The sequence below is a fragment of the Kitasatospora sp. NPDC023385 genome (assembly GCF_055664045.1).
The window spans coordinates 97688-119358 of sequence record NZ_JBVOOL010000018.1 but is presented as its reverse complement, the minus strand read 5'-3'; the positions used below and the strand labels follow the sequence as shown (position 1 = coordinate 119358).

17 protein-coding genes and 1 pseudogene are annotated in these 21671 nt (G+C 74.0%); 14 read left to right on the top strand and 4 right to left on the bottom strand.

All coding sequences use genetic code 11. From position 1 onward, the window contains the following. The 4 genes from cydD (at position 1) to AC0B61_RS25875 (ending at position 6409) form a co-directional block, all read left to right on the top strand. Complete coding sequence (gene cydD, locus AC0B61_RS25890; RefSeq protein ID WP_471743143.1) at positions 1–3507, top strand: thiol reductant ABC exporter subunit CydD; 3507 nt, start codon at positions 1–3, stop codon at positions 3505–3507. Between the two features lie 45 nt (positions 3508–3552). Next, entirely contained in the window at positions 3553–5361 is a 1809-nt protein-coding gene (locus AC0B61_RS25885) for a sensor histidine kinase (RefSeq protein ID WP_471743142.1), read from the top strand. A 224-nt stretch (positions 5362–5585) separates the two neighbouring features. After that, positions 5586–5999 carry a YegP family protein gene (locus AC0B61_RS25880; protein ID WP_471743141.1) on the top strand — a complete coding sequence of 138 codons (414 nt, stop codon included), beginning with the start codon at positions 5586–5588 and terminating at the stop codon, positions 5997–5999. A gap of 236 nt (positions 6000–6235) precedes the next feature. Next, positions 6236–6409, top strand: a complete 174-nt coding sequence (locus tag AC0B61_RS25875) for a hypothetical protein (RefSeq protein WP_471743140.1) — start codon at positions 6236–6238, stop codon at positions 6407–6409. A 34-nt stretch (positions 6410–6443) separates the two neighbouring features. Here the strand turns inward: AC0B61_RS25875 and AC0B61_RS25870 are convergent, their stop codons facing one another. Continuing rightward, entirely contained in the window at positions 6444–7289 is an 846-nt protein-coding gene (locus AC0B61_RS25870) for an HAD family hydrolase (RefSeq protein WP_471743139.1), read from the bottom strand. 308 nt (positions 7290–7597) lie between these two features. Between AC0B61_RS25870 and AC0B61_RS25865 the strand changes: the two genes are divergently transcribed. Both AC0B61_RS25865 and AC0B61_RS25860 read left to right on the top strand, forming a co-directional pair. Further along, positions 7598–7804 (top strand): hypothetical protein, encoded by a 207-nt coding sequence (locus AC0B61_RS25865; RefSeq protein ID WP_471743138.1) that lies wholly within the window; start codon positions 7598–7600, stop codon positions 7802–7804. Positions 7805–7955: 151 nt separating this feature from the next. Next, positions 7956–8462, top strand: a complete 507-nt coding sequence (locus tag AC0B61_RS25860) for a hypothetical protein (RefSeq protein ID WP_471743137.1) — start codon at positions 7956–7958, stop codon at positions 8460–8462. 331 nt (positions 8463–8793) lie between these two features. Here the strand turns inward: AC0B61_RS25860 and AC0B61_RS25855 are convergent, their stop codons facing one another. Then, a complete protein-coding gene (locus tag AC0B61_RS25855) occupies positions 8794–10089 on the bottom strand; it encodes a hypothetical protein (protein WP_471743136.1) in 1296 nt (431 codons plus the stop codon). Between the two features lie 283 nt (positions 10090–10372). Between AC0B61_RS25855 and AC0B61_RS25850 the strand changes: the two are divergent. Further along, a pseudogene (locus AC0B61_RS25850) lies at positions 10373–10504 on the top strand (LLM class flavin-dependent oxidoreductase); the annotation flags it as partial. Positions 10505–10591: 87 nt separating this feature from the next. Further along, positions 10592–10789: a hypothetical protein gene (locus AC0B61_RS25845; RefSeq protein ID WP_471743135.1), complete on the top strand. Its 198-nt coding sequence runs from the start codon at positions 10592–10594 to the stop codon at positions 10787–10789. Between the two features lie 322 nt (positions 10790–11111). Here the strand turns inward: AC0B61_RS25845 and AC0B61_RS25840 are convergent, their stop codons facing one another. Together AC0B61_RS25840 and AC0B61_RS25835 are read right to left on the bottom strand one after the other, a co-directional pair. Beyond that, positions 11112–11504 carry a DUF4267 domain-containing protein gene (locus AC0B61_RS25840; RefSeq protein ID WP_471743134.1) on the bottom strand — a complete coding sequence of 131 codons (393 nt, stop codon included), beginning with the start codon at positions 11502–11504 and terminating at the stop codon, positions 11112–11114. 55 nt (positions 11505–11559) lie between these two features. Further along, positions 11560–12225, bottom strand: coding sequence for a hemerythrin domain-containing protein (locus tag AC0B61_RS25835; RefSeq protein ID WP_471743133.1), 666 nt, complete (start codon positions 12223–12225; stop codon positions 11560–11562). An 81-nt stretch (positions 12226–12306) separates the two neighbouring features. On the opposite strand from AC0B61_RS25835, the gene AC0B61_RS25830 reads away from it, so the two are divergent. The 6 genes from AC0B61_RS25830 to AC0B61_RS25805 all read left to right on the top strand — a co-directional run bounded on the left by AC0B61_RS25830 (position 12307) and on the right by AC0B61_RS25805 (position 21665). Beyond that, positions 12307–15642 carry a BTAD domain-containing putative transcriptional regulator gene (locus AC0B61_RS25830; protein WP_471743175.1) on the top strand — a complete coding sequence of 1112 codons (3336 nt, stop codon included), beginning with the start codon at positions 12307–12309 and terminating at the stop codon, positions 15640–15642. A gap of 38 nt (positions 15643–15680) precedes the next feature. Further along, on the top strand, positions 15681–16568 hold the full coding sequence (locus AC0B61_RS25825) for an LLM class flavin-dependent oxidoreductase (protein WP_471743132.1): 888 nt from the start codon (positions 15681–15683) through the stop codon (positions 16566–16568). Positions 16569–16846: 278 nt separating this feature from the next. Beyond that, entirely contained in the window at positions 16847–18664 is a 1818-nt protein-coding gene (locus AC0B61_RS25820; RefSeq protein ID WP_471743131.1) for a hypothetical protein, read from the top strand. Positions 18665–18900: 236 nt separating this feature from the next. Beyond that, positions 18901–19500 carry a hypothetical protein gene (locus tag AC0B61_RS25815; RefSeq protein ID WP_471743130.1) on the top strand — a complete coding sequence of 200 codons (600 nt, stop codon included), beginning with the start codon at positions 18901–18903 and terminating at the stop codon, positions 19498–19500. 157 nt (positions 19501–19657) lie between these two features. Further along, on the top strand, positions 19658–20782 hold the full coding sequence (locus AC0B61_RS25810) for an ABC transporter ATP-binding protein (protein ID WP_471743129.1): 1125 nt from the start codon (positions 19658–19660) through the stop codon (positions 20780–20782). Beyond that, a complete protein-coding gene (locus AC0B61_RS25805) occupies positions 20766–21665 on the top strand; it encodes an ABC transporter permease (protein WP_471743128.1) in 900 nt (299 codons plus the stop codon). The genes AC0B61_RS25810 and AC0B61_RS25805 overlap by 17 nt, the downstream gene beginning before the upstream one ends. Positions 21666–21671: the final 6 nt, after the last annotated feature.

Genomic DNA, 21671 nt, shown 5'->3' with positions numbered 1-21671 from the left:
GTGCAGCCCGTCGACCCCCGGCTCCTCGGCTACGCCCGCACCACCAGGGCCTTCCTCGCCGGATCCGTGCTCCTCGGCGCGGCGGGCGCGGCCCTGGTGGTCGCCCAGGCGAGCCTGATCGCCGAGATCGTCGTCCGCGCCTTCCAGCGCGGCGCGACCCTCGGCGAACTGACCGCGCCGCTGCTGCTGCTCGCCCTGACGGCCGTCGGGCGGGGGCTGGTCGGCTGGCTCACCGAGCTCACCGCGCACCGCTCCGTCGCCCGGGTGAAGTCCACTCTGCGGCGCCGGCTGCTCGACCACGCCACCGCGCTCGGCCCGTCCTACCTGGCCGGCCGGCGCACCGGGGAGCTCACCACCCTCGCCACCCGCGGCATCGACGCGCTGGACGACTACTTCGCCCGGTACCTGCCGCAGTTGGCGCTGGCCGTGGTCGTCCCGGTGATCGTGCTGCTGCGGATCGTCGGCGCCGACGTCACCTCGGCCACGGTCATCGCCGGGACGCTGCCGCTGATCCCGCTGTTCATGGTGCTGATCGGGAGGGCCACCCAGGCCCGGATGGACCGGCAGTGGGACACCCTGGCCCGGCTCTCGCACCACTTCCTCGACGTGGTCGCCGGGCTGCCCACCCTCAAGGTGTTCAACCGGGCCCGCACCCAGGCCGCCACCATCGCCCGGATCACCGCCGACTACCGCCGCGCCACCCTGCGCACCCTGCGGATCGCCTTCGTCTCCTCCTTCGCCCTGGAACTGCTCTCCACCCTCTCCGTCGCGCTGGTCGCCGTCACCGTCGGCTTCCGGCTGGTGGACGGCACCCTCGACCTGGAGACCGGGCTGCTGATCCTGGTCCTCGCCCCCGAGGTGTACGCCCCGATCCGCCAGGTCGGTGCGCTCTACCACTCCAGCGTCGAGGGGCTGACCGCCGCCGACGCACTGTTCCGGGTGCTGGAGACCCCGCTACCCGCCGCCGGGACGACGCCCGCGCCCGACCTCACCGGGGCCGCGATCCACGCCGAGGGCCTGGTCGTCCGCCACCCCGGGCGCGCCGTGCCCGCGCTGGACGGCGCCGGGCTGACCCTGCGCCCGGGCGCCGCCACGGCCCTCACCGGCCCCAGCGGCGCCGGCAAGTCCACCCTGCTGGCCGTCCTGCTCGGCCTCACCGCACCCGACGCCGGCACCGTCCGCATCACCGCCGCCGACGGCCGCACCTACGACCTGGCCGAACTGGAGCCGGAGAGCTGGCGCCGGCAGATCGCCTGGGTGCCGCAGCACCCGCACCTGTTCGCCGGGACGATCGCCGAGAACCTGCGGCTCTACCGGCCCGACGCCACCGACGAGCAGCTGCGGACGGCGCTGCGGGCCGCGCACGCCCTCGACTTCGCCACCGACCTGGCCGCCGTGCTCGGCGAGGACGGCGCCGGACTCTCCGCCGGACAGCGCCAGCGCCTCGCGCTCGCCCGGGTGCTGCTCGCCGACGACCGGCCCCTGGTGCTGCTGGACGAGCCGACCGCCCACCTGGACGGCGCCTCCGAGGCGGCCGTCGTGGACGCCGTCCGGGCGCTCGCCGAGGACCCGGCACGCACCGTCCTGGTGGTCGCGCACCGGCCGGCGCTGCTGGCCGTCGCGGACCGGCGGGTCCGGCTCACGGGGGCCCCCGCCCCGGTGGCCGCCCCCGTCGCCCCGCTCGCCCACAGCGGGCAGCCGACCGCCGCCCCCGCCGTGCATGAGGAGCCCGAGGCGTCCGGGGGCGGGACCGGCAGCGCGCCCCGGCTGGCCCTGTCCATCCTGCTCGGCGCCCTCGCCCTCGGCTGCGCCGTCGCGCTGATGGCCACCTCCGGCTACCTCATCTCCCGGGCCTCGCAGATGCCGCCGGTGCTCTACCTGATGATGGCCGTCACCTCCGTCCGGGCCTTCGGCATCGGCCGCAGCGTCTTCCGCTACGCCGAGCGGCTGGTCTCGCACGACGCGGTGCTGCGCACCCTCGGCGCCCTGCGGGCCGCCGTCTACCGGCGGCTGAGCGTGCTCGCCCCGGCCGGACTGCCCGCCTTCCGGCGCGGCGACCTGCTCTCCCGGCTGGTCGCCGACGTGGACGCGATCCAGGACCACTACCTGCGCTGGCGGCTGCCCGCCGCCGTGGCGGGCGTGGTCGCGGTGGCCTCGACGGTGACGCTGGCCGCCTTCCTGCCCGCCGCCGGCGCGGTGCTCGGCCTCGGGCTGCTGCTCGCGGGCGCGGTGGTGCCGGCGCTGGCCGCCCGCTGGTCGGCCGGCGCCGAGCGGCGGCAGGCCCCGGCGCGCGGGCGCCTCGCCACCGCCGTGGTGGACGCCTTCACCGGCACCGCCGAGCTGACCGTGGCCGGTGCGCTGCCCGGCCGGCTGGCCGCCGTCCGCGCCGCCGACGCCGCGCTGACCCGGCTGGCCGCCCGCTCGGCGGCCGGCACGGCGCTCGGCACCGGGCTGATCGCCCTGCTCACCGGGCTGACCGTGGCCGCCGCGGCGGCCGTCGGGGTCCAGGGGGTGCGCGGCGGGGCGCTGGCGCCGGTCTGCCTGGCCGTGGTGGTGCTGACCCCGCTGGCCGCCTTCGAGGCGGTCACCGGGATGCCGCTCGCCGTCCAGGCCCGCCGGCGCAGCCGGGCCGCGCGGGCCCGGCTGGACGAGGTGCTGGACGCTCCCGCCCCGGTCGCGGAGCCCGTCGAGCCGCTGGAGCTGCCCGCGCGGCCGCTGCCGGTCGCCGTCCGCGGGCTGACGGTCCGCCACCCCGGGCAGCCGGTGGACGCGCTCGCCGGGGTGGACCTCGACCTGGCCGCCGGCCGCCGGATCGCCGTGGTCGGCCCGTCCGGCTCCGGCAAGACCACCCTCGCCCAGGCGCTGCTGCGCTTCCTGGAGCCGAGCGCCGGAGCGGTCACCTTCGCCGCCGGCCGTCCACAGGCTGTGGACAGCCGCGCGCTCGCGGGCGAGGACGTCCGCCGGGTGATCGGGCTCTGCGCGCAGGACGCCCACGTCTTCGACAGCTCGCTGCGCGAGAACCTGCGCCTCGCCCGGCCGGCCGCGGGGGAGGACGAGCTGCGCGCCGCGCTCGCCGCCGCCCGGCTGCTGGACTGGACCGAGGGCCTGCCGGACGGCCTGGACACCATGGTCGGCGAGCACGGCGCCCGGCTCTCCGGTGGCCAGCGGCAGCGGCTGGCGCTCGCCCGGGCGCTGCTCGCGGACTTCCCCGTCCTGGTCCTGGACGAGCCCGCCGAGCACCTGGACCTGCCCACCGCCGACGCGCTCACCGCCGACCTGCTGGCCGCCACCGAGGGCCGCACCACCGTGCTGATCACCCACCGGCTGGCCGGGCTGGACGACGCCACGGTGGACGAGGTGCTGGTGCTGGACGGCGGCCGGGTCGTCGAGCGGGGCCGCTGGTCGGAGCTGGTCGCCGACCCGGACGGGCGGCTGCACGCGATGTGGCGGCGGGAGCGGGAGGCGGACGGGCTGCCGGCGCCGGTGCCGGTCCCGGTGCTCGGCTAGTCGCGCCACCCTTCGGACGAAAAGCATACAAACTAGGCTTTCTTCATGGACCCGACGACCGACCTGCCCGAGGCCACCCCCGACCCGACACCCCACCGGGTGCCCGAGATCGCCTCGCTCGGACTGGACACCCTGGTCACCGAGGTCGCCGAGCGCCTGCAGTCGGCCGCCGCGGTCACCGACCGGATGCAGCGGCTGCTGGAAGCGGTGGTCTCCATCGGGGCCGGACTGGACCTGCACGCCACCCTGCACCGGATCGCCACCGGCGCCGCCGAGCTGGTCGACGCCCGGTACGCGGCACTCGGCGTGATCGCCCCCGGCGGCAGCGGCCTGGCCGACTTCATCCACGTCGGCGTGGACGACGAGGCCGCCGCCGCGATCGGCGAACTGCCCGACGGCCGCGGCATCCTCGGCGCGCTCATCGACCGCCCCGAACCGCTGCGGCTGGCCGACCTCGGCGCCGACCCGCGCTCCTCCGGCTTCCCGCCGGACCACCCGCGGATGGTGACCTTCCTGGGCGTGCCGATCCGGGTCCGCGAAGAGGTGTTCGGCAACCTCTACCTCACCGAGAAGAAGGGCGGCGGCGCCTTCACCCCCGAGGACGAACAGGTGGTGCACGCCCTCGCCGCGGCGGCCGGCGTGGCGATCGAGAACTCCCGGCTGTACGAGGAGGGCCGCCGCCGCGAGCGCTGGATCGCCGGCGCCGCCGCCGTCGCCACCGCGCTGCTCTCCGCCGAGCAGGCTGAGTCGGCGCTGACCGTCGCGGCCGAACAGGTACGGGAGTTGGCGAACGCCGCGCTCGGCATGATCCTCCTGCCGACCGGCCCCGAAGGCGAGCGCGACGGGCAGCTGCGGGTCGCCCACGCCTCCGGCGAGCTGGCCGAGTTCGTCCGCGGCGAACTGCTGCCCAAGGAGAGCTTCGCGGCCCGGCTGCTGGCCGGCGAGAGCGTCTACCTGGACGACATGTCCAGCGACCCGACCGTGGTGATCCGGCTCGCCCGCCGCTTCGGCCCGTCCATGGCCGTGCCGATGGTCTCCGCCGGGCGGGTGCTCGGCGGGCTCTGCGTCTGGCGGCCGGTCGGCGCGCTGCCGTTCACCGACGGCGAGAAGCAGCTCGCCGAGACCTTCGCCTCGCAGGCCGCCCTCGCCCTGCGGCTCGCCGAGGGCCAGCGCGACCAGCAGCGCCTGGCCGTCTTCCAGGACCGCGACCGGATCGCCCGCGACCTCCACGACCTGGTGATCCAGCGGCTGTTCGCCACCGGGATGATGCTGGAGAGCGCCGCCCGGCGGGCGATCGTCCCCGAGGTGCGGACCGGCATCGGCAAGGCGGTGGACGAGCTGGACGCCACCATCCAGGAGGTCCGCACCACCATCTACGCCCTGCAGCACGACAACCACGGCGACGCCCCGGACACCCTGCGCACCCGGGTGCTGCGGGAGGCCAGCCAGGCCGCGGCGGCGCTCGGGTTCAAGCCCTCGGTGAGCTTCGTCGGACCGGTGGAGAGCCTGGTGGGCGAGCAGACCGGCCGTCAACTGCTCGCCGCCCTGCGGGAGATGCTGTCCAACACGGCGCGGCACGCGCGGGCCTCCCGGGTCGGCGTGGAGGTCGAGGCGACCGTCCACCTGAGCGACGACGGCCGGCCGATGGGCGGCGACCCGGAGTGGCCGGACCGCGACGGGCGGCCGGGCGTCCTGCTCACCGTGACCGACGACGGGGTGGGCATCCCGGCGGGCGGCCGGCGCAGCGGACTGCTCAACCTGACCAGGCGCGCGGAGGCGCTCGGCGGCGACGCGTGGCACGAGAGCGGGCCCCACCGCAAGGGGACGAGGGTGCGCTGGACGGCCCGGCTCTGAGCCCGGTCCGGCCGCCGCCGAGCCCGGCTCCCGGGGGCGCCGGGCCCGGCTCCCGGGCCGGCTCCGGGGCCGTCGGGCCAAGACAAGTGAAAGTTAAACGAGGGAGAACTTCCCGACCAACGGCGCAAGTTGTGAACGTTCTGGGCTTTCGGCCGCTCCGTGTGCACACATAGCTTTGCTCCGTCCCGGAGGGGAGACCCGACGGTAACCGGACGGAGGGGGCAGTGGACGCTTCCGGCCGCGGTCGCACCGCAGCAGGGGCAAGTCGAGGGGGGTTCCGCACCGAACGGGCCGCGGACGGGCGCTACCGGTGGCAGCTCAAGGCGCCCAACGGCCGGGTGGTCGCGATCACCCCGGCCGCGTTCGAAACGGCCGGCGAGGCCGAACGCGGCTTCGACGGCCTGCGCCTCGGCGCGGACGAGCTGACCGCGCGCATCACCCACGTCCGGGACGGCATCGGCTGGGTCTGGGTCATCCCCGGCTCGCGCGGCCTCCCCGAGGTGCGCTCCAGCCGTGCGTACGAACGCTACGCGACCTGCCAGAACGCCTTCCGGCGGTTCGTGGTGCTGCTCGCCAAGCAGCCACCGCGAGAACTACCCGCCAACGCACCGCCGTTGAGACGCACCGATGGCCGCTGAGCGGCGCGGCCCGCGGCTGCTGACCGTGCCGGTGGGCGACCGCTGCGTCGGGTGGGTGCTGCGCGCCGCCAACGGCAGACCGCTCGGTGTCGGCGTGCGGACGTACCGGAGCGAGGACGAACTCGCCCAAGCCGTCAGAGAGTTGCTGATCGAGCGGCCCGTGCGCGGCGCTCGACCCGACGTCCACCCGGCGGGTCGAGGAGACCATCGCCGAACTGCGCGGGCGGCTCACCATCGTGATCGTCACCCACAACATGCAGCAGGCCCAGCGGGTCTCGCAGACCTGCGCGTTCTTCCTGGCCACCCACGACACCCCGGGCCGGATCGTCGAGGCCGGGCCGACCGGGCAGGTCTTCGGCAGCCCGCACGACCAGCGGACCTCTGACTACGTCAACGGTCGCTTCGGCTAAGCGAGTTGTCCGGGAGGGAGCGGGGGCGGCTCGGTCAGGCGAAGCCGAGCAGCTCCTCCAGCACCGCCGCGACGCCGTCCTGCTCGTTGCTCGCCGCGTGCAGCGCCACCGCCGCCAGCACGTGCGGGTGCGCGTTGGCGACGGCGTACGCGGTGCCGGCCCAGGCCAGCATCTCCAGGTCGTTCGGCATGTCGCCGAAGGCCACCACCTCGCTGCGGTCGATCCCGTGCGCGGCGCACCAGCGGGCCAGCGTACTGGCCTTGGTGACACCGGCCGCACTGATCTCCAGCAGCGGCATCGGCGCCGAGCGGGTGATCTCCGCCAGGTGCCCGGCCGCCGCCCGGGCCTCGGCCAGGAACTTGTCCGGATCCAGGTCCGGGTGCTTGGCCAGCAGCTTGTACAGGCCCCGCACCGGCCCGCCGGTCTCCAGCAGCTCCTCCGCCGAACCGACCGCGTGCTCCAGGTCGTCGCCCCACATCGGCACCGCGTAACCGGCCTCGCGGGCCCAGCCGTCCGGGTACTCGAAGGCGAACGCGGTGCCGGGCAGCCTGGCCCGCAGCGCCTCGACCACCGCCAGGGTGGTCTCCACCGTCAGCGGGAAGGACTCCAGCAGCTCGCCGCGCCGCACGTCCACCACCGCGCCGCCGTTCGAGCAGATCGCCACCCCGTGGCCGCCGATGTGCGGGCTCACCTGCTGCATCCAGCGCGGCGGCCGCCCGGTCACGAACACCACCTGCACCCCGGCCGCCTCGGCCGCCGCCAGCGCCGCGGCGGTGCGGTCGGTGACGGTGCCGCCGGAGCAGAGCAGGGTGCCGTCCAGGTCGGTGGCGATGAGGCGGGGAGCGGTGCGGGGTTCGGTCACCGGTCCATCTTCGCCCATCGGCGTCACCGGGGCACCGCCCCGGCAGCGGGCCGTGCGCGGCGGCGGGCCGGCGGCCGTTCGGCGACTGTTCGCCGGTCCCGCGGGCGCTCGGACGGCGTCCCGGGCGGGCCGCCGCGGTCCTCCGGGGCACGTCCGTGGCAGGCCCGAGACAGGTCCAGGGCAGGTCCAGGGCAGGTCCAGGGCAGGTCCGGGGCTTGATCCGGCCCTTCGTGCGCCGTTTCCGGCCGATCCGCCCCCGCCCGGGGTTGTCGGCCCGGCCACGGCGGGCAGGACTGCCGACGGCCACCCCGTCGGCAGGAAGAGCCATGCCCACTCGCCAGCTCCGTGACCAGCCGCCCTCGCCCGCCCGCCCCGATTCCCCGGCCCCGGACGCGACCGACACCTCACGCGACCCGGTGCTGCTCGGCGACGTCCTCTTCCACACCGTCGCCGACCTCGCCCGCCGCGCCGGCGCCGGCACCGGCGCCGGCGTCCCGAGCCTCCCCGCGCAACGGACCCGCCCCCACCCGTAGCGCCGGCCGGGCCCCGTCCCCTTGCCGGGAGGCGAGCCCGTGCGCTCCGGCACGCCCCCGGGCACCCCACCGGCACCCCCCGGGCACGCCCCCCACCGGCCCGGATGCCCGTTCGGGTACGGCGCAGCCGACGTCGTCCAACCTGAACTGGGTGGCCGGCCAGACGACTCCGAACCTGGTCGTGGTCCCGGTCGGTGCCGACGGCAAGGTCAATCTCCTCAACGCGGGTTGGGGCCCCACCCACCTGATCGCGGATGTCTTCGGGTACTACTCGGACAGTGCGGCGGGGTCGACCTTCTCGACGGTGGACCCGTCGCGGCTGCTGGACTCGCGTGAGGGCATCGGTCGACCGGGCAACGACAAGGTTCCGGCGAACGACACGGTGTCGCTCCAGGTCGCGGGCCGGGGCGGTGTGCCGCAGGGTGCGAAGGCCGTGGTCCTGAACGTGACGGTGACCGAGCCCGCGGGGGACGGCCACCTGACCGTGTGGCCCTCGGGCACGGAGCAGCCGACGTCGTCCAACCTCAACTGGGTGGCCGGCCAGACGACCCCCAACCTGGTCGTGGTGCCGGTCGGTGCGGACGGCAAGGTCAACCTGCTCAACGCGGGTTGGGGGCCGACGCATCTGATCGCCGACGTCCTCGGGTACTACGTGTAACCCCTCCCACCGAACGGCAGCAACACCCGGCGCCGGTCCCCGAGAAACCCTCGGAGACCGGCGCCGCCTTCTCGGTCGCGCGTACCGGCTGGTCTTGCGGGCCGCTTCCACGCCTCAACCCGTGCGAGCCCGAACGCCGCCCCCAGTCGTACCGAGCGTGAACACCACCACCGCCTACCCCGACGGCCGTGGGCGGGCCTCGTCCCACCCGCCCCGACGCGGAGCCGGCTGCGCCCGCTGGGCCGGCTGGGTCAACCGGTCCGCCTCCCGGCTCGCGGTCGCACTTGAGACGCCGAAACGTGAGAGGTCGGGCCGTGCCGCACCTGGGCCGCTACTGGCCACCGGAAGCCGGCGTTCGCGGTTGCGGACGGTCGGGTCGGCGCGGCACACGCCGGGCCCTGGTGAACTTCTGCCGTCCGGCGCCGGCGCCGGCAGCGAGCTCGCCGAGCCGCTCGCCGATGACGGAGACGGCGGGCCGGGGCTCCTGCGCGTAGTACCGGGGCTTGCGCCGGCGCAGCAGAGCTTCTCCGTGCTCGGCCCAGGTAAATCCGGGCTTCCGCAGCAGCTTGCGGAACACCGCGTCGACGGTCTCGGGGTAGGCGGCGGCCAGGCGGAGGATCGGCAGTGGCGCGATCGACTCGTCGCGCAGGTATGCGCGCAGCACGTCCTGGTGCTGCCTGCGGCCTGAGAGGGCCGGCTCGGCGAAGAGGTCCCGAAGCATCCCGTAGTCGGCGTAGAAGTTGAGTCCGTCGACCTCGTCGTAGATGACGCCGACCGTGTCGGAGTCCGCGAGGGTCTGCGGCAGTTCGAAGGTCGGCAGTTCGATTACCGGCAGTTCGATTCCGGGCAGCCGCCTGCCCCTGGCCCGGTCGGGCCGCTCGGGGACTGCGGCCTCCTGCCGGTGCCGGTAGTAGGCGTTGAGCCTCTCCTCGACCTCGGCCGGGGGAAGGACCAGTTCGTCGCTGCCGCAGAACTCGACGAACGCTGCCCGGTCCGCCCGCATCGACTCCCATCCCTGCGCGATCTTCTCGGGGTTACGGAAGACCAGTTCGGGTTGGCTGGCGGCCAAGTGGAGTGCGGCCCGGGCGATCTCGGTCGCGCTGGACTTCGGGTAGGACGACATCGCGCCCGAGATCAGCCACGCCCCCTCGGCCGAGTGAACGGGCACCAGGCAGGCGAGGAGGAATCCACCCGTGGACACCCCACGAAAGGCCGCCCGCCCGACGTTCGAGTAGGTGCGGTACTCCAGGTCGTCGACCAGGTTCAGCAGGACGACGGCGTCCCCGTCCTTGCGCTGGATCTCGAAGACGCCCTCGACCGGGTCACCCCAGCCGAGCAGCATCGCCCGGTCGGATTCGCTCAAGTCCCGCCGCCTGGCGACGAATTGCTCCACCACGGTCGAACCGTCCGGCAAGCGGTACCGCAGGATGAAGGCGTCGATGATCCGGATCGCCTCAGCCTCGTCCAGCAGCCGCTCAGGGCCTGCTGCCTCCAGGAGGAGAGGGGTCAACCACCGGTCGAAGCGCGCGCCTTGAGCGAAGGAGACGAGTTCGCCCTTCAGCTCGGAGCTTCGCTCGATCAGGATCCGCAACGACGCCTCGTCCTCGCGCCGTACAGCAGCAGTCATGCGAGCCCTCTCAGTCCTGAACCCAGTACTAGCGATATGCCTCGACCCACTCCGCCCCTTCCGGAACCGGGTCCAGCAGGGGAAGGTCCAGCAGCCCGATCGTCTGCCGGGATCCGCCGCGGGTGCAGCTCGTGCTCGTCGCAGGGGCCGACCGTCGCCTCGTCGACCAACGCGGCCAGTTCCCGCCTGCTCGACGTGCCCATGGCCTCACGCTAGCCAACCTGCCCGTGCCGACGTGCGGGCGGTCCGAAGCCCCGCCGATTCGCGCGCGTATCGCCACCGCATGCGCTTGAGTACCGCTACCCTGCCCATCCACCGGCGGAGCGAGGGGCAGTAGAGCTGGCGTCGGGCCGAGGAGCTCGGGTGCCACGCCGCTTGCACGTACGACCATCTGTCGTGGCGGAGCTCCTACGATGCTGCGCGCAAGGCGCTTGCGGCGGTCCTGGTGAACCAGGGTCTTCGCGCCACGAGCAGGGGTGGCCATGTCGCGGTCTAGGAGGTGGTGAAGGCACAGCTGGACCCACCGCTCGGCGGCATTCTGCGCCCGTTCGGCCGCATGCGTGTCCGCCGGAACGAGAGTGAGTACCGATCTGCTGAAGCTCCGCCGATCACCGCCGAGGAGGTCGCGGAAGATCTGCCGAAGGCGCGAGCGATCATCGAGTTGGCGGAGAAAGCCATGCCGCACATGGGTCGCTACTAACCGGCAGGAGTCTGCGTTCACCGTTACGGCGACGAACCGGTCACCACCGCCGAACGGCCCGGCACGCGGTCCGGCAGGACGAAGTGGTCGATGATCCGGACCGCCTCGCCCTTGTCCAGCTGCCGGTCAAGCCCTGCCCAATGCACTCATGGCGCCACACCAGCGGTAGCGCGGGTGTCGTCATCGTGGGTCGCCCACACCTCGTTCACCCATCACCTGCCGGGATGACGGGAAGGACCGTTGGCCGGCGCTCGGGGCGTGAACAGCTCCCGGCGGGTCGTCGTCCTTCCCGGACATGTCCGCGGTTGGGTGCACGACCTGTTCAGGCGAGGGTCGGGGTGGGGCGTTCGCGCAGGAGGAGTGCGGCGTTCAGGGCGACCACTGCGGCGGCGAGGCCGTGGACGCCGTACGCGGTGCCGGCTGACCCGTGGTTGCCCAGGACCGTCAGCATGTCCGTGACGGGCGCGAAGGTGAGCCCCAGCAGCATCCAGCCGAGAGCCTTGCGGTGGCCGCTCAGCAGGAGCGCGAAGACGCCCAGGCACATGGAGATGTCGCGGCCGCCCTTGACGGTGAGGAAGCCCGTGCCCTCGTGCTGGGGCCAGCTCGGCAGGCCGAATCCGGCTGCGGCCGTCTGAGGGTCCAGTAGGTAGAGGAGGCCGATGTACAGGAGGAACAGGCCGCTCAGGGCGGTGAGGACGGTGGTGAAGCGCTTCATGGCTTTCCTGTCTTTCGGGGAGGAGAGGCGGTCCGGGCGGAGGCGGTCGGGGCGGTCAGCCCCGGACCCGGCGGGTGGCGCGGGTGTACTGCGCGCGGCCGACGGCGTACCAGAGCAGTCGGGCGGGGAGTGGCAGGCCGCCGAGGATCGCCGAGCGTTCGGCCGCGTCGGCCTCCTCGAGGACCATGCCGAGGAAGAACAGCAGCTTGGGTTTGGGCGTGTTGGCCAGGAAGTGTTCGCCCATCGCGGTCCATTCGTGCAGCCACAAGTGCGTTGCCGCGAGCGGGAGCAGTGAGGTCTCCTCCTCGTCGAGGTGCTCGACGAGGACCGTGCGGTGCTCGGCGAGGGCTGCCGTGAGCGTGTCGCGTTCCGATTCTCCGGCCCCCGACTCCCAGGCGGGCAGGGCGGCTTCGGCCGCCGCGAGGGTGGCGGCGACACGTTCGTGCTGGGCCTCCATCCGCAGGACCAGGTCGGCTTCGAGGTCGACCCTGGCCAGCAGCGGAGGCCACAGGAACTCGTCCTCGCCGTGGTGGTGGTTGCTCAATCCGAGCCGGTAGTCGCGGAAGTGGCCCGCCAGGACGCGGGCGCGGGCGGTGTCTCCGGGAGCCGCGGCGGCGATCAGCTCGATGAGCAGTCGCGACTCGCGGCGCAGTCCGCGGTGGATGACCACCATCTCCCGGGTGTTCGGACGGGTCTGCACTGGTGCGTTCGTGGTGTCCATGCGAGAAGCCTCGCCGGGGGCCCCTGGAGGGCATTTGGAAGCGACTTGGAGAACATCGGGCCCTCTACGATGTGCCTGGTGATGGTCTCCATACGCGTGCTCGGCTCGTTCGCGGCCGAGTGGAACGGCGGGCCAGTCCCGCTCGGCGGCCGGCGGCAGCGCGCGGTCCTGGCCCGGCTGGCCGTGGCGCGCGGCGCGGTCGTCTCGGTCGACCGGATGGTCGAGGAGATCTGGCAAGGGGCCCCGCCCGCACGGGCGGTGACGTCACTGCAGGCGTACGTGTCGAACCTGCGACGGCTGCTGGAGCCCGGCAGGGCGCCGCGCACTCCGGCCACCCTGCTGGTCAGCGCACCACCCGGGTATGCGCTGCGCCTGCCCGACGGCGCCGTCGACGCCTGGCGGTTCGAGCGGCTGCTGCGCGAGGCGCGCGAACCGCAGCGGCCGCCGGAGACCGCGCGGCGCCTGCTCAGCGAGGCGCTGTCGCTGTGGCAGGGCACGGCGTACGCCGAGTTCGTCGACGAGTCCTGGGCCCGGGCCGAGATCGCCCGTCTCGACGAGCTGCGGCTGGTCGCGCGCGAGCTGAACGTGGTCGCCGGACTGAGGTCGGCGCAGGCCGCCGTGACCGTTCCCGACGCCGAACTGCTCACGTTCGACGAGCCGTTGCGGGAGGAAGGCTGGCGGTTGCACGCGCTGGCGCTGTGGGCGGCGGGCCGGCAGGCCGACGCGCTGGCGACGCTGCGCCGGGCCCGCGCGGTCCTGGCGGCCGAGGTGGGCCTCGACCCGGGGCCCGCGCTGAACGAGCTCGAAGCGGCCATCCTGGGCGGTCGCACCACGGTGCTGCAGGCCGCGACGGAGGCCCCGCAGCACCGGCCGCCGACCCCGCCCGAGGGACGGAACGTCCCGGCACCGTCGCGCCGACCAGCCGCTGACGCGCGCCCGTTCGTCGGCCGCGAGGCCGAATCCGCCCGGCTGGTGGAGGCCGCCGGCCGGGCGGCCACCGCGGGGCCCGGGGTCGCGCTGGTCACGGGCGAGGCGGGCCTGGGAAAGTCGGAGCTGCTGGAGCGGCTCGGCGAGCGGCTCCGTGGCGACGGCTGGCTGGTCGCGGTCGGCCAGGCCACCGACGACGAGGGCGCGCCACCCGCGTGGCCCTGGGTGGCGGCGCTGCGGACGATCGCCGCCGCTGCGCCGCCCCCGGCCGAGTCAGCCGAGATCCTGGCCCCGCTGCTCTCCGACCGCGCAGCCGGCCGGGGCCCGGACGAGGACGTGGCCGCCGGCCGGTTCCGCCTGAACCGCGCGGTGTCGCAGTGGCTCGCGGCGGTGGCCCGGGAGCGGCCGTTGGCCGTGCTGCTGGACGACCTGCACTGGGCCGACGCCGAGACGCTCGCCCTGCTGACCGGCCTGACCGACCTGCCTCCGGGGACACCGGTCCTGGTCGTGGCCGCCTACCGTCCGAACGAGATCGAGGGCCCGCTCGCGGACCAGCTCGCCGTGCTCGCGGGGCGGTCGCCGCTGCGGTTGCCGCTGCCGGGGTTGCCCGCGTCGGCCGTCGCCGAGGTGATCAAGGCGGTGGGTGCCGGGCCGGTGGACGCCGGGACGGTCGCCGCGCTCGCCGAACGCACCGGCGGAAATCCCTTCTACGTCTGGGAGAGCGCCCGACTGCTCGGTAGCGAAGGTGCGCTGGTGGCCCTGTCCGAGGTGCCGGAGGGGGTCCGGGACGTGCTGCGCCGCAGGCTCGGGCGCCTCCCCGAGGCCGTGGTGGCGGTGCTGCGGCTGGCCGCGGTCGTCGGGCGCGAGGCGGACGTCGAGCTGCTGGTCGTTGCCGCGGACACCGACGAGGACGGAGTCCTGGGCGCGCTGGACGCCGGTCTGGTCGCCGGGCTGCTGACCGAACCGGCCCCGGGCCGCGTCTGGTTCACGCACGCGCTGGTGCGCGACACGCTGCTCGCCGATCTGAGCGGCCTGCGGGCCAGGCGCATGCACGGGCGGATCGCGGCCGGCCTGGAGCGGCTCGGTTCGGGTGATGTGTCCGCGCTGGCCCACCACTTCGCGCGGGCCGCGGCATCGGCCACGGCCGCCAAGGGCGTTCACTACTGCCTGCGCGCGGCCGACCTGGCGATCAGCCGTTACGCCCACGACACGGCGGCCGACCTGCTCGCCGCGGCGCTGGACTGCTTCGACCGGACCCCGGCCGGTCCGTCGGAGGACCGGGAGGCGGAACGCATCGACCTGCTGGGCAGGCTGCTGCGCGCCCAGGTGCGGGCCGGGGCGGTCATGGCCGCCCGCGCGAGCCGGCAGCGGGCGATCGAATGCGCGGTCGGCACCGGCCGGAGCGAGCTGCTGGTCCGCGCGCTGACTGCCTGGTCCGAGCCGACGCCGTGGCAGACCCGGCCGTACGGCGCGGTCGACGAGCCCGTCGTCGTGCTGCTCGGCCGGTCGCTGGACCTGCCGGATCTGGCGCCCGCCGACCGGTGCAGGCTGCTGCTCGCCTCCTGTGCCGAACTGTCCGACGTACGGAGCCCGCGGGCGCGGGCCGCGGCCGAGGAAGCCGTCGAGATCGCCACGGCCCTGGGCGATCCCGGCCTCCTCGCGAGGGCGCTCGCGGCGCTGCTCCGCGAACTCGACGCCGATCGCGAGGGACGCGAGCTGGCGGTGCGGAGCGAGGAGCTCGTCCGGCTCGCCACCGAGCACGACCTGCCCGCCTTCCGCTGGTTCGGCCTGCTCAGCCTGTCGACAACTGCCGCTGCCGCAGGCGATGTCGCCGGTGCTTACGGCCACATCGACACGTGCGTGGAACTGGCCCGGGCCTACCGGATGCCGGGGCCCGTCGTGGTCGGTCAGACCGCGCTGGCGACGCGAGCGCTGATCGAGGGGCGCACCGAGGACGCCGAGGAGCTGTACGCCGAAGCCACCGCCGGAATGGCCAGGCAAGGCTCTCCGCACGCCGACGGCTTCCTGCAGATCGCGACCGCGACGATCCGGGCCACTCAGGGCAGGCTCGGCGAACTCGTCCCGCAGGCCCGGAAGTTGAGCGAAGAGTACGGCCCGTCGATGTCGGACCTGCTCGCGGCGGCCCTGTGCGCCGCCGGGCAGCAGGACGAGGCCCGGGCGGTCCTCGCGGGGGTCGGGCCCCTGCGCACGGACTACCTCCTCACGGTCCTCGCGACCTTCCGTGCGATGGCCGTGGTGGCGCTCGGCGCGAAGGAGCGGGCCGAGGAGCTGTACGACACCCTGCTCCCCCACCGTGACGCGCCGCCGCCCTCCGCGGGCTTCACCCTGGCGGTCCGCCCGGTCGCGTACACGCTCGGCGAGCTCGCCCGCCTGCTCGGCCGCGACGCCGAGGCCGCCGCGCACTTCGTGCACGCGGCCGCCGTCGCCGACCGGTGGCGCACCGCTCCGGGGTGCGGCGGCAGCGACTGACCGGAACCACGGACGTCCGACGACGTAGGGTCGCCGGTATGCGTCTGAGTACCGTGATCCTCCCCATCCACCGGTGGAGCGAGGGGCAGAAGATCTGGCGGCGGGCCGAGGAGCTCGGCTTCCACGCCGCGTACACCTACGACCACCTGTCGTGGCGGAGCTTCCGGGAGGAGCCGTGGTTCGGCTCGGTCCCGACGCTGACGGCCGCCGCCACGGCCACCGAGCGGATCAGGCTCGGCACGCTGGTGACCTCGCCGAACTTTCGCCATCCGGTGACGCTCGCCAAGGAGCTGATCACGCTGGACGACGTGTCCGGCGGGCGGCTGACGTTGGGGATCGGGGCCGGCGGGGTCGGGTTCGACGCGACGGCGACGGGCCAGGAGGCGTGGTCGCCGAAGGAGCGGGCGGACCGGTTCGGCGAGTTCCTGCCGCTGCTGGACGAGCTGCTGCGCACCGACGCCACCACCCGGGAGGGCGTGTACTACTCGGCGGTCGAGGCGCGGAACATCCCCGGCTGCGTGCAGACGCCGCGGGTGCCGTTCTACGTGGCCGCGACCGGGCCGCGCGGGCTGAGGCTGGCCGCCGAGTACGGGCAGGGCTGGGTGACGTACGGCGACCCGAAGGGGCCCGCGGACGTGCCGGTGGAGCAGGCGCCCGGGGTCATCGCGAAGCAGATCGAGAAGCTGACGGCGGCCTGCGAGGCGACCGGCCGGGACGTGGCGACGCTGGAGAAGGTGCTGCTCCAGGGCTCGACGGCGGAGAAGCCGCTGGTGTCCGTGGACGCCTTCGTCGACTGGGCCGGCAAGTACCAGGAGCTGGGCATTACCGAGCTGGTCATCCACTGGCCGGTCCCCGACTCGATCTTCGAGAACGACCTCGACGTCTTCGAGCGCATCGCCACCGAGGGCCTCGCCCAGCTCGGCTGACGGTGGCCGCCGGAGCGGGCCTTCAGTGTCCAGGCGCGCTCCGGCGGTCTCCAAACCGGCCTTCACGGGAACGACAGCCCGGCAGCTGGTCTCGTAGGTGGTCGTAGATGTTCGCGCTGTGAAAGCCGGGGTTCTCGGCGTGGGCTCCGCCGGGTCTTCGGGTGTCGGAGGGGGCCGCTAGTATCTGGGCGAATTTCCGTGGGGGTGGTCTCTGGAGTGTCGGGCTCTGCCATGCCCCGCCCGTTGGTGACGAGTCCCCCCATGAAGGACGGCACGGCATGAGTAGAGACATATCCAGGAACCGCCGGCTGCGGCGTGCCACCGCGGTGGCGCTGACGGCGGTGACGGGGTTGGCCGCGGCCGGATTGGCGGCGCCCGCCGCTTCGGCCGGCACCGGGTCGGCGGCCGCGCCGGCGCTGCAGTCGGCAGGCGGCGTGTCGATCGGGGACGTGTCGTTGCAGCGTCAGGCGCCGCCGAGCGGGGGCGGGGTGCCGGTGTCCTTCCCGGTGTCCGACTCGGTCGCGATCTCCAAGGTCACGGTGACCGCGCACGGGCCGGCCGTTGCGGGCTGCGCGCCGACGGCGTCCGTCACGCTGCCGGACGGCACCCTGTCGACGACGGTCTCGCTGAACCTGCCGTTCGCCGCCGCGTCCACCACCGAGGGTGCCGGCGGTCCGCTGCCGACGGGCTGCCAGGCCGGCCTGTACGCAGTGGAGATCGCCGTGACGGATGCCGACGGCGTGCACAGTTTCGGTGCGGTCGGCACGCCGCTGGCCAAGCCGCTGGACATCTCGGTGGGCATCGCGGGCACCTTCGTGCCGACGGCGCCGCAGCGCGTGCTCAACACCCGTAACGGCGGCACGCTGGCGGGCCGCGGCACCGGGTCGCTGAAGGTCGCCGGTGTCGCGGGCGTCCCGGCCGATGCCGTCGCCGTGGTCATGAACGTCACCGCGACGGAGGCGAAGGACGCCGGGTACGTCACCGTCTACCCGGCCGGGCGGCCCGTTCCGACGGCGTCCAGCCTGAACCACGCCAAGGGCGAGACCATCGCCAACGCGGTGACGGTGCAGCTGGGTGCGGGCGGCGCGGTCAGCATGCTCAACGGGTCGGACGGCGACCTGGACCTGGTCGCCGACGTCGTCGGCTACTACGTCCCGGACACCACCGGCGCCGTCTACACCGGCTTCAGCCCCCGGCGCGCCCTGGACACCCGCCCCGCCCACGTGCCGGCCCGCGGCACGGTCACGGTGGACCTCTGCGCGACGGCCGGGTTCCCGGCCGCGGCCACGGCGGCGGCGCTCAACGTCACCGTCACCGAGCCGCAGGACGCGGGCTTCCTGACGGTCTACCCGCACGGACAGTCGCGGCCGGACGCCTCCACCCTCAACTTCACGCCGGGGCAGACGATCGCCAACACGGCCATCGCCCGTCTCGGCAGCGGCTGTTCGGTGGACATCTTCAGCTCGGCGTTCGCGCCGGTCGACATCGTGGTCGACGCCTCGGGGTACTTCGTCCCGGACACGAGCGGCCAGACCACCGACGGTGTGCTGGTCACCACCTCGCCGGAGCGGATGTACGACAGCCGCGACAGCGGCTCGCCGATCGCCGGCGGCACCTCGATGGTCGGCTGGGGCCTGCAGCCGCGGGACTGGGGGATCGGCGCGCTGCTGCTCAACGTGACGGCGACCAGCCCGACCGAGGACAGCTTCATCACCGTGTACCCGGACGGCGGGCCGGTGGACTCCGAGCCGACCGGCGCCGGGCTGCCGGACGCCTCCAACCTGAACTTCACCGCGGGCCAGACCATCCCCAACATGGTCAACGCCACGGTGGGGGACAACGGTTACGTCGACTTCTTCAACCACGTCGGCAGCACCGACATCGTGGTGGACCTGTTCGGGTTCTACACCACGAGCAGCGGCGTGAAGCCGTTCGCCGCTTCCGCCGCCCCTGCCGCCGCTGCCCCTGCCGCCGGCGCGCCGTCCGCCAAGGTGCAGGCCGCTCCGGCGCCGTCCGCGTCCGAGGGCGGGGCCGCGGCGTCGAGCCCGTTCCGGCTGCCCTTCGTGGGCGCCACCCGGGCCGTCGGCCGTCGCTGACCCCCTGGCCCTGGCCCTCGTCCTGACTCCCTGATCCTGCTCGGCAGCGGGTGCCACCTCTTGCGGGGTGGCACCCGCTGCCGTTTCCGGTGGGTGCGCCCGTACGTCAGCAGGTCGGCGCGCCGGTCCGCGCGGTGCGTTGGTGCGACCGCGCGAGGGGGGCCGTCGGTGCCAGGCGCTAGTCTGTCCGCCGCACCGTCAATCTGATCATGCGTTACAACGGGGGTTCCTTCGTCATGCCTGTTTCCAGATCACTGCTCGCCGCCGCCCTGGTCGCCGCCGCCGCGTTCGGCCTCACGGCCTGCGGCCCGGACAACTCGTCGGACCAGGGGGCGGGTGGCGGGTCCACCAGCCCCGTGACCGCAGCCCCGACCGCCGCCCCGACCGCGGCTCCCGCCGCGCCCACCGGATCCCCGGCCGGCACCGGGAAGCCCGCGCCGGCCGGCACGTCGACCGCCTCCGGTGAGCCCGACGGCTTCTGCACCCACGAGCCGCTGCCCGCCGGGCAGAAGTGGATCTACCCGGCGAAGGGCACCACCGCGACCACCCTGGTGTACAAGGACACCAAGGACGCCTGCGGGGTCGACGACGTCGGCTTCGAGCCGGTGGGCGCCGACAAGACCGCGCCCTTCGCGCCGACCGCCAAGGGCCACCTCAGGTCGGTGCTCGCGCCGCCGAAGGACGTCAACCTGGCCGATCTGGTGAAGCACGTCAACGAGTGCATCGCCACGCCGCACAACGAGAAGGGCTCGTACCCGTGCTCGTCCGGTGACTACAAGGTGGCGATCGACGCCTCCGGCAAGGTCACCGAGCTCTGGGAGCGCGCGCACAGCTGACCCGCGGCGCGTGCGGCGCCGGGCGGCCCACCCGACTGGGGCTGCTCGGCGCCTGGGCACGTCGGGGGTGCGGGCGGGTGCCGAGGCCGGCCCACCCTTAGGGGAGAAAGGCCGGGACGTCATACCGCAGCAGCAGACGGGCTCGTCATTCCAGCTCATGTCCGTTTCCGTGCAACGCCGTTACGTTGAGGGCGTGTCCACAGCTGTCATCACGACGGACGGCCTCACCAAGAGGTTCCCCCGGGTCACCGCCCTCGACCAGCTCACCGTCGAGGTGCAGCCGGGGGTGGTCGGGCTGGTCGGGGCCAACGGTGCCGGCAAGTCCACCCTGATCAAGATCCTGCTCGGGCTCGCCCCGGCGACCTCCGGCCGTGGCGAGGTCCTCGGCCTGGACGTCGCCACCCGGGGCTCCGAGATCCGCGAGCGGGTCGGCTACATGCCCGAGCACGACTGCCTGCCGCCGGACGTCTCCGCCACGGAGTTCGTGGTGCACATGGCGCGGATGGCGGGTCTGCCCGCCACCGCGGCCCGGGAGCGCACCGCGGACACCCTGCGGCACGTCGGCCTCTACGAGGAGCGGTACCGGCCGATGGGCGGGTACTCGACCGGCATGAAGCAGCGGGTCAAGCTCGCCCAGGCGCTGGTGCACGACCCGAAGCTGGTGCTGCTGGACGAGCCGACCAACGGCCTCGACCCGGCCGGCCGGGACGAGATGCTGGGGCTGATCCGCCGGGTCCACACCGACTTCGGCATCTCGGTGCTGGTCACCACCCACCTGCTCGGCGAGTTGGAACGCACCTGCGACCACCTGGTCGTCATCGACGGCGGCAAGCTGCTGCGCTCCTCCTCCACCGCCTCCTTCACCGAGGCGACGGCGGTCCTCGCGGTCGAGGTCACCGACCCGCCCGAGACCCGTTCGCAGGACCACGCCGCCGAATCCGCGAGCCCCGGGCCAGCCGCTCCCGAGCCAGCCGCTCCCGAGCCCGCCGAGGTCGTCCGCGAACGCCTCGCGGCGGCCGGCCTCTCGGTGCAGGCCGAGACCTCCCACCTGCTGCTGGTACGGCTGGCCGACGAGTCGACGTACGACACCATCCGCGACACCGTCGCCGAACTCGGGCTCGGGCTGGTGCGGTTGGAGCAGCGCCGGCACCGGGTCGCCGAACTCTTCACCGAGGACCACGACGCGCCGGGCACCCCGAGCACCGCCAACACCCCCAACACCACCAACGCCACCAACGCCCAGGACAGCAGGGGAGGGACGGACGATGTCGCTGCCACCTGAGACCAGGCCCGCCGACACCGGCGTCATCCACGACATCGGCTACCGCGGCTACACCGGCCCCCGGCTCGGCCGCGCCTACGCCACCCGCTCGCTCTTCACCCAGAGCCTGCGCGCCGCGTACGGCCTCGGCCGCTCCGGCAAGTCCAAGGTGCTGCCGATGCTGGTACTGGGCGTGGTCACCGTGCCCGCGGTGATCTTCGTGGCGATCGCGGTCGCCATGAAGCAGGACGAGCTGCCGGTCGACTTCCCGGTCTACCTCGCCGACCTCAGCCTGGTGGTCTCGGTCTTCCTCGCCGCCCAGGCGCCGGTGCTGCTCTCCCGGGACCTGCGGTACCAGACCGTGCCGCTCTACTTCTCCCGCCCGATCACCCGCAGCGACTACGTGCGGGCCAAGTTCGCCGCCATGGTCTGCGCCCAACTGCTGCTGATGGCGGCCCCGTTGCTGGTGCTGTACGTCGGCGCGCTGCTCGGCGGGATGGACTTCTCGCACAACACCGGGCAGTTCCTGTACGGCCTCGTGGCGGCCGCCCTGTACGCCCTGGTGCCGACCTCGGTGGCCCTGGTGATCGCGGGCACCACCTCGCGCAGGGGGTTCGGGGTCGCCGCCATCATGGGCTACCTGGCGGTCAGCGCCGCGGTGGCCGCCGTCGCGGTCGGCATCAGCAACCCGGGCACGACCGGCTCCGACGGCGCGCAGTGGACGGCGCTGATCTCGCCCACCGACCTGGTGGAGTCCCTGGTCAACGAGCTGTTCGACGTCGGTACCGGCCTCGACCGCCGGCACGCTCCGGGCGGCCTCGGGGTGGCGGTGTTCGCACTCGTCGCGGTGGCCATGGTGGTCGGCTCGTACCGGCTGCTGCTGAGCCGCTACAAGAAGGTCTGAGAGAGG